Consider the following 6,820-nt stretch of genomic DNA (forward strand, 5'->3'; position numbering starts at 1 on the left):
TGGGGCTACAACTTTAAGTTGTAGCCCTACAAATGTTACTAGTTAAGTAGCTGTAAAACAGCGCTTTTCTTTTTGTGTTCTTTCAAAAAAAGTTGTAGTCCTATGGATTTTGATAAACAAGTGGTTTGTATCCTAGCCCTCTAATCAACCTTCTTAATTGCAAAGGGCTAATCAATCGGGCATCGACTTTCGGCAATGGGAATTGTGCTTGAGTAAGTGCTTCATAACACACTTCTGAGCAAAACTTATGCTCAGGGTTGTCCAGCATGGCAGTTCTGTACACCATTCCTACCACTCCGATGGCATCATATTTCTTGCCTTCGTTTTCTACAAAATACTGATAGGCTTTTTCCCAATGCTGTGACCCGATTTGATACACTTCATATTTTTTCGGGTCAATGGGTTCAAAGTTTCTAAACCCAACTCCTTGACTGAGCCATGCAGAACCTCGTCTCCACGCTCTTTCATCGAAAAGGATTTCGCAATGAACCCATTCTCCTTTGCCTCCCACTGCCATCATTCGTTGCCATAGGTATGAATCTTGGTTGCGGAAGCTTTCGAACAGTAGATACATTAGACTAGAATTCCTAAATCGTTTGTGACAATATCAAAACCACCGTGTTTACCTAGCGTGCGAAGGATGTAATCGTGAGCCTCTCCAGTAGTATTTGCAAGTGCATATTTCAAACTTTTCCCAGCAATACCGTACTTCGTTTTTGCCGTTGCATCGCCTTTGTTGTAAGAAACGACCACAGAAGCTAAATCATCAGCACCGTAGATATCCAAAAGGTTTGCTAGTTTTAGAGCTCCAATGTGAATATTTAATTCTGCATTATAGAGGTCGTTGAGGCTTGATTTCTTAGAGATTTCGACTAGACTTCTATCGAATTTATCGACTGCATCAATGATTTTTTCCGCACGTGTCTCTCCAAGATTTTTCTTTAAAATAGCCTCATGAGCATCAGGAACATAGTTCTTATACTTCTTTGCTACTACGATGGTATCCGTTGCGGTGACTGGCATCAATTGCATGGCACCTCTTGCACCACTTGAAGACTTTGAAAACTCAAGCTTTTCTGGGTCGATTTCTGTCACCATAACACCCCAAATCATCCACGTAGGTACTTTGGTTAGCTCCGAGGCGTGCGCCACGTACGAGCCAAATTTTGGCATTAGGGTATCTTTGATGAAGTTCGCCCACTTCTGACGTGAGGCAGCGTTAAACTTTGAGGCATCTGAATCGTCAACAAGCGGGAAAGTACCTGCAACAGTTGGATTGGCAAATCCAGAAAAACCGATGGCTAGACTATTTTCTACAGCACGATTGATGTTGAAAGTATGTACGGTATCAGCATTGTCAGCATACTGCAGATAGAAAGCATCATCTGTTTTGGCTAATGTTTCTGCCTCCGTTTTCTTTCGATTCAAGAAATAGTATCCTCCAACAGCAAGTAATAGAACTGTTAAAACAACTAGAAGAATTTTTGCTAATTTATTCATTTTATGAAAATTTGGTTTTGCTACCAAAAAAGAATAACCGGGCTTGCTTAAATACTAAATGCCAGGAATGAATTGGTAGCAAAAATCCAAGATTGACGGACAATTTTAAACTAGGGAATGTTGGTTTTGCTACCAATGATATTTTAGAATGGTTAGGTATCGGATAACTACTTGTTTCTAGCTTCTTGGAAAGCAATCTTTTTTGCCTCCTTACGAGATAGGTTATACGTAGTGACCTTTTTGACCTCTTTTACTCCAGAGCGACGTTGAAGCTCTTTAGCTCGCTCATCTACATCTGAAATAGAGATAGGCTTGTCAACAGCACCTAGTCCCTTGGCTTTTTTCAAGACCGAGAGCGTGAATAGTTCCGTTTTAGCACCTTTCTTACATTTGTACACTTCTTTATCATCCTCATGTTTACGAGAGATGACTTTGTATGTACCTTTCTTTGATTTTAGCTCACCGATGTACTCTACTTGTTCATCGATGTCAAATCGGAAGCCTTTTTTCTTTTTTCCTAAAGAGAACATGATTTTTAAGGTATTTAGTGATTTGATTTTTCTTAAAATAATATACTATACCAACCAGCATCGCTAATCCAAAAAACAGACCTGCAAGGATATACTTGAGTTCAATGTTTGCCAGATAAATTCTTGATGAATCCTCTGGAGTGAAAAGCAACTCTTTGTCATACAAGAGTGGTAAGCGCTTATCAAAGAATTGATTCATTTCTTTGACTGTAACGGCACCATCACCGTTGTAATCTAAATCGCTATTCCCTGAGTAAGCATCAGAGCCTTTTCGATAGAGTACATAGTTCTCAGCCTTTTTGAATGCGACTGGATAATGCACCAGTGCGTAAAGCTCGTAGGCTGAATCAGGTGCTCCATATTGTTTCACTCGCATTCGTAAGTATTTGCGAACATAGTACAGGTACTCAATCGGACTTAGCGTTTTCAGGTGCTCCACTGTGGTTTGCAAATCCTTTGCTGTGGACTTTGTAATTTGAATGTAGCCTACTGCACCAATACGATTCACATTCGGAAACTTCATACTGGATTCGGCATTGAAGACAAGCGTTAACCAGTTAGGGTTTTTGATACGAATTAGCGGATCGGAACAAATATCCCTAACCTCTTTTTCGAATGCGACTTTATCGACATTCCAACCTAGTTTGTTTAGACAGATTAGGGACATTTTACAATTGTAATTTTTAAAATGTTGCGTTAATACGCTTATTTCGATGTTTTTGGGGTCAAATTGTAAAAACTTGCTTAAAAAGTTTTACGTTTAGGTTTTCCCCATAATCCGAAAAAAACACCTGCTTGATAGGATACCCATACAATCGAAATCAGACCTGAAGTCATTGAAACGACGATAGAAGCGTATTGCAACTTTTCTGACACAAGCTCTTTTTCTTCCATGATTATTTAGCTGAAGTAGCGGCTAAAACGGTTACTAATGCAGGGACAATAATCTTAGTAAGGTCGAGTACATTAGACCAAAAATCTCCTCGTTTCATGAATTTCTTTTTCTTAACGGGTAATTTTTGAGGCTTTGATTTCTTGGCATTTTGGGGTGCTTGTGGTTGAAAATCGGCTGAATCACATACGTAATTTGTCTCAATAATCACCACCACACTAGGAGGTGATAAGGTATCTTGACTGAGGGTTTGTGAAAAACCTAGCATCGGAATAAATCCGAATAGTAAGCAAAAGATGAGTTTTTTCATGCTATTTTAACTGCTTTAGAATTTCGTTATTTTGACTTGAGAGATGGTTGAATTGAGCCGTGAAGTCAGCCTTTTGTTCCTTGAGAGCTTGTTTAAGTTCGTTGATACCATTTTGCTGGTTAAGAGAATCTTTCTCTAGTACCGCAATACGTTCCCCATGCTTGTTTTGCCTCTCTTGAATGTCTTTGATTTCTTCCTGTCGTGCGTCAATTCTTTCCTTCGTCTCTTCAGTTTTTGTTCTAAAAATCCACACCACCAGAGCAACTATTCCAGATACAACAATCGGTGTGAAAATTTGCTCATAATTAACTTGTAGTAACATATTAGTGGTTAGTAGAATCGTACATTTGAGCTATCTTTCTTTTTGCCTCTTCAAAGGCTTTTTCTATTTCGCTATCTGAGCGCATGGACAATCGGTCTCTGGGTCTTCGGTATGTTTTTCTGTGTGGCGTAGATGGATTGAGTGTTTTCGGTGTTTTTCCTTCCAATCTAGCGAATGCAGTATCCGTCGCATCAAAATAGTCCAGTGTTCCGAATTCAGGGACTGTATCTAGTTCAGATAGCTTGTTAAAGGCAGCCTTTTCAATGTCGACTGTATCCTTTTTCTCTGGTGTTTCAATGCCCAAGAGGTGATCCACTACTTGATATTGGGCATCAGAACAGGAGAGTAAACTAATGCCGATGAATGAGCCAATGATTAAGAGCTTTGACTTCTTTGCTGTTGAGCTTCCAGAACTCTTGGTAGTTGAGGATGATTGCATCTTGTTTTCGTCTTAGATGTGGGAAAATACCTTGTTTCCTTCGTTTTGGGTCGTAGGGAGAGCCTGTATTAAAGCCTCCTGTACGAAACCTTGTTTTGTCTCCTGCAATATTCCATTGGGTTACGACCTCAACGTGCCACTGTCCCTTCGACCAATTAAATAAGGCAATATCACCTTTGACTACTGGCTCAGTGGTGATAGCCTTACCATGTTGCCGTTTGATAGCTGAGTGCCTTAACCATGATAGAGCTCGTGGGGTGGCTTTTACAGGAAGCCTGTTACACTTACCAATGTAGATGATTCCACTTGAGCAATAGGCTGAGCCTTTTGGCGCACCTGCCGTTTTGTTGATTTTGTCGATAAGAAAGCCTCTATTATTAGGTCTTTCCAGATTATGATAGAGGCTTTTCATCGTGTCTACTACAGCCTGTCTAATTACGAATTGGTGATTGGACTGGCTAAATACATGATGGCAAATGAGAAAGCTTTGGCATATACCAAATACAAGGCTTGCTTTACCTGAAATTCGTCTGAGCAATTGAGAAACCATTTCGATATTAAGTTATGTTCGGGTGCTTCGTGATTGTTCCTGAATCGATACACAACGCTCCAGTTGATAAGCAAGGAGACGTCTACAATGAGCCACATAATTGACCAATGATTGAGCTTGATAATGAAGTCAATCCAAGCCGACCGCACTGCCATTGAGATGTCAGTCCCCTCAAGCTTGACAAGGTGATTGAGATAGCTTGAAATAGCAAAGAGCGCCAATGTGAATAGTGTGGTAAGAATCCATCGTCTTGCTACCGAGTACCCTTTGCCAAAGAATGGCTCAGTGGGTAGTTCAACTACGTCTTCCTCTAATTCTTCACCATCAATCTGGATTTCATTTGCCAGCTTTTTGGCATCCTCAGCAAATCCCTTCAGCGTTTCCGCCTTTGCGAGATTTCCTGCTAATGCTTCTTGCCTTGACTGAGCCATGAAGGTTGCAACGTTGTCGAGAAGAGCCTGCCTTTCATCTATTTTTTGCTGTTTCTCAGCTTCTTTTTGTTCTTGTTGCAGTTGTTCGACTCGTTGCAACTCTAGCTCAGCATCTTGCTTTCTTTTCTCCGCTTGTGCCTTGAGTTCGTCGATATTGATATTTTTATCCAAATTCTTTCCCATTGCCATTTTGAGGGGTTAATTTTTGAAGGATGAGAGGGCAAACTTCATTGCCCAAAACATGAGGAATGCTAAAATGATAGCAAAACCTCCGAGTGCCAGAAACAAATAGAATGCGACATTCTTGATTGTTTCAGTTTCCATCTCTACGTTGGTATTCACCGTGATTTCAGGCTTGTTCTTGCCTGTAATGAAATCCTTGATTTCGTCGGTAGAAAGGATGTTGGCAAGGGTATCTAAGATGTTTGCCATTACTTTGCCTTAAGTTTTGTGAGCCTAGTAAGTACACTGTCGTAGGCTGCGGTTGCATAGAGTTTGTGCTCAATGAACTCCGTTAAGAACGTCCCATCTTTGAAGTATTTTCGGTTGTAGTCGTTAGCTATCCAAATCAACTCTTTATCTGTTAGTTCCTTGAGTGTATGACATAAATCACGCATTTCGCCATACCATACCTTGCTATACCATGCTGTAAAATAGTTGTGAGCCTGCTCTACAATTACTTTCCCTGTGGTCTTTGTCCATTCCTCGAAGACTGACTTTTCCTGAGCCGTTGGAGGTTGGTATTCAGGGCTTGGGGCATCACTTGGAGGAGTGTTTAAGCCTTTGTCTTTACCGAGATTGAAAATAAAGTATCCGATAAGTCCAATGGGCACAAGAAACAAAAGGATGGCTGTGATGGGCTTTGTGACCAACAAGGTCTTATACCAGTTTAGCTTTTCTTTCATTTTTTTTGTCTTTATAAGCACGATAACTAGAATAGAAGAACAGACCAAAAAGCAAAAAGAAAAAGCCATACAAAACCACTTTCAAAATCCCAGCTCCAGTTGAATCGGAGATTCCAGATTGAGGGTCATCATCTTGACTAACAATTACAGTAGTTGCACCTCCTGTGCTATCAACTTTTGGAAGGGCTTTTGACTGTGGCTTGATATAAGATACATAATCACTAGCAACCCAACCGATTGCCTTTCCTTTGGCATCAAATACCTTCAAAAAGGTAATGGTAAGGTATTTCTTGGTGCTTTTGTCGGTGTATCCTACAATGTTACCATAGCTAACCGTCTTGAGCTCCTTCTTGAGTGTATTAGCTTCTGGTCGAAGTTTCACACCTGAGGTGGTATTGCAATACAGTGGAACTAACTCAGTTTTGTTGTCTGCCCTTGGTTGTTCACCATTATCCGCAAATTCAAGTTCAGTAGGTTTGAACCATAAGTAAGTCAAGTACTTTTGGTTTACTGCATCAACCAGCAACGGCTCATCCAAATCAACGGCAGTATAGGCAACTGTTTTCTTTGTGTTTTTATCAACTACCGTAGTGGTTTGTCTAATCCTTCCTAGTAAAGCGCCTTTGGGATACGTAATTACGCTTGGTTTGGCATCTGAAAAGATGAATGTCAATCCGTAAGCGGTTGTAGCAGAGACTTTCACAAGCCTTCCCTGCGCCTGCCTCGTGTCGGCAGTGGTCAGGGTGGTTAGATAATCGAGAAAGTTCATACTATTCATCCTTTTTTAGTTTGGGGAAAAGTTTTGAAAAAAGCTTAGAAAATCCTCTTACACCAAAAACTACGATGGTTACAAAGAGCGCCATGAATATGGCACCAATTACGAAGTCAATGAACGTGTAAGCTTTTTCCTTAGCTTCTTCCTTGAGAGTTTCCCTTACTTC

General features: G+C 40.5%; 13 protein-coding genes. All 13 read right to left on the minus strand.

The annotated features are described in order from the left end of the window. Positions 1 to 100: 100 nt before the first annotated feature. The 13 genes from QM524_RS07100 to QM524_RS07160 all read right to left on the minus strand — a co-directional run bounded on the left by QM524_RS07100 (position 101) and on the right by QM524_RS07160 (position 6,648). The gene (locus QM524_RS07100) at positions 101 to 574 is read right to left on the minus strand and encodes a hypothetical protein (protein WP_283344042.1); all 474 of its coding nucleotides are present in this window, start codon (positions 572 to 574) and stop codon (positions 101 to 103) included. Continuing rightward, on the minus strand, positions 574 to 1,500 hold the full coding sequence (locus tag QM524_RS07105) for a transglycosylase SLT domain-containing protein (RefSeq protein WP_283344043.1): 927 nt from the start codon (positions 1,498 to 1,500) through the stop codon (positions 574 to 576). The genes QM524_RS07100 and QM524_RS07105 overlap by 1 nt, the downstream gene beginning before the upstream one ends. A gap of 167 nt (positions 1,501 to 1,667) precedes the next feature. Continuing rightward, on the minus strand, positions 1,668 to 2,030 hold the full coding sequence (locus QM524_RS07110; protein ID WP_283344044.1) for a hypothetical protein: 363 nt from the start codon (positions 2,028 to 2,030) through the stop codon (positions 1,668 to 1,670). Continuing rightward, the gene (locus QM524_RS07115) at positions 1,990 to 2,697 is read right to left on the minus strand and encodes a transglycosylase SLT domain-containing protein (RefSeq protein ID WP_283344045.1); all 708 of its coding nucleotides are present in this window, start codon (positions 2,695 to 2,697) and stop codon (positions 1,990 to 1,992) included. Before QM524_RS07115 ends, QM524_RS07110 begins: the two co-directional genes overlap by 41 nt. 77 nt (positions 2,698 to 2,774) lie before the next feature. Next, the gene (locus QM524_RS07120; protein WP_283344046.1) at positions 2,775 to 2,924 is read right to left on the minus strand and encodes a hypothetical protein; all 150 of its coding nucleotides are present in this window, start codon (positions 2,922 to 2,924) and stop codon (positions 2,775 to 2,777) included. Positions 2,925 to 2,926: 2 nt separating this feature from the next. Next, on the minus strand, positions 2,927 to 3,232 hold the full coding sequence (locus QM524_RS07125) for a hypothetical protein (protein ID WP_283344047.1): 306 nt from the start codon (positions 3,230 to 3,232) through the stop codon (positions 2,927 to 2,929). A gap of 1 nt (position 3,233) precedes the next feature. Then, the gene (locus tag QM524_RS07130) at positions 3,234 to 3,554 is read right to left on the minus strand and encodes a hypothetical protein (protein ID WP_095160456.1); all 321 of its coding nucleotides are present in this window, start codon (positions 3,552 to 3,554) and stop codon (positions 3,234 to 3,236) included. A 1-nt stretch (position 3,555) separates the two neighbouring features. Then, positions 3,556 to 3,870 (minus strand): hypothetical protein, encoded by a 315-nt coding sequence (locus tag QM524_RS07135; protein WP_283344048.1) that lies wholly within the window; start codon positions 3,868 to 3,870, stop codon positions 3,556 to 3,558. A gap of 34 nt (positions 3,871 to 3,904) precedes the next feature. Then, entirely contained in the window at positions 3,905 to 4,405 is a 501-nt protein-coding gene (locus QM524_RS07140; RefSeq protein ID WP_283344049.1) for a hypothetical protein, read from the minus strand. Positions 4,406 to 4,428: 23 nt separating this feature from the next. Further along, positions 4,429 to 5,157 carry a hypothetical protein gene (locus QM524_RS07145; protein WP_283344050.1) on the minus strand — a complete coding sequence of 243 codons (729 nt, stop codon included), beginning with the start codon at positions 5,155 to 5,157 and terminating at the stop codon, positions 4,429 to 4,431. Positions 5,158 to 5,172: 15 nt separating this feature from the next. Then, a complete protein-coding gene (locus tag QM524_RS07150; protein WP_283344051.1) occupies positions 5,173 to 5,406 on the minus strand; it encodes a hypothetical protein in 234 nt (77 codons plus the stop codon). Continuing rightward, a complete protein-coding gene (locus QM524_RS07155) occupies positions 5,406 to 5,879 on the minus strand; it encodes a hypothetical protein (RefSeq protein WP_095167762.1) in 474 nt (157 codons plus the stop codon). Before QM524_RS07155 ends, QM524_RS07150 begins: the two co-directional genes overlap by 1 nt. Beyond that, entirely contained in the window at positions 5,854 to 6,648 is a 795-nt protein-coding gene (locus QM524_RS07160) for an SH3 domain-containing protein (protein WP_283344052.1), read from the minus strand. The genes QM524_RS07155 and QM524_RS07160 overlap by 26 nt, the downstream gene beginning before the upstream one ends. Positions 6,649 to 6,820: the final 172 nt, after the last annotated feature.

Origin of the sequence: Flectobacillus roseus, assembly GCF_030056595.1 — a bacterium.
Lineage (GTDB): Bacteria > Bacteroidota > Bacteroidia > Cytophagales > Spirosomataceae > Flectobacillus > Flectobacillus roseus.

Excerpts from the sequence above, each read along its gene's own strand:
- QM524_RS07100 (WP_283344042.1), bottom strand. The coding sequence starts at position 574 with ATGTATCTACTGTTCGAAAGCTTCCGCAACCAAGATTCATACCTATGG.
- QM524_RS07105 (WP_283344043.1), bottom strand. The coding sequence starts at position 1,500 with ATGAATAAATTAGCAAAAATTCTTCTAGTTGTTTTAACAGTTCTATTA.
- QM524_RS07110 (WP_283344044.1), bottom strand. The coding sequence starts at position 2,030 with ATGTTCTCTTTAGGAAAAAAGAAAAAAGGCTTCCGATTTGACATCGAT.
- QM524_RS07115 (WP_283344045.1), bottom strand. The coding sequence starts at position 2,697 with ATGTCCCTAATCTGTCTAAACAAACTAGGTTGGAATGTCGATAAAGTC.
- QM524_RS07120 (WP_283344046.1), bottom strand. The coding sequence starts at position 2,924 with ATGGAAGAAAAAGAGCTTGTGTCAGAAAAGTTGCAATACGCTTCTATC.
- QM524_RS07125 (WP_283344047.1), bottom strand. The coding sequence starts at position 3,232 with ATGAAAAAACTCATCTTTTGCTTACTATTCGGATTTATTCCGATGCTA.
- QM524_RS07130 (WP_095160456.1), bottom strand. The coding sequence starts at position 3,554 with ATGTTACTACAAGTTAATTATGAGCAAATTTTCACACCGATTGTTGTA.
- QM524_RS07140 (WP_283344049.1), bottom strand. The coding sequence starts at position 4,405 with ATGAAAAGCCTCTATCATAATCTGGAAAGACCTAATAATAGAGGCTTT.
- QM524_RS07145 (WP_283344050.1), bottom strand. The coding sequence starts at position 5,157 with ATGGGAAAGAATTTGGATAAAAATATCAATATCGACGAACTCAAGGCA.
- QM524_RS07150 (WP_283344051.1), bottom strand. The coding sequence starts at position 5,406 with ATGGCAAACATCTTAGATACCCTTGCCAACATCCTTTCTACCGACGAA.
- QM524_RS07155 (WP_095167762.1), bottom strand. The coding sequence starts at position 5,879 with ATGAAAGAAAAGCTAAACTGGTATAAGACCTTGTTGGTCACAAAGCCC.
- QM524_RS07160 (WP_283344052.1), bottom strand. The coding sequence starts at position 6,648 with ATGAACTTTCTCGATTATCTAACCACCCTGACCACTGCCGACACGAGG.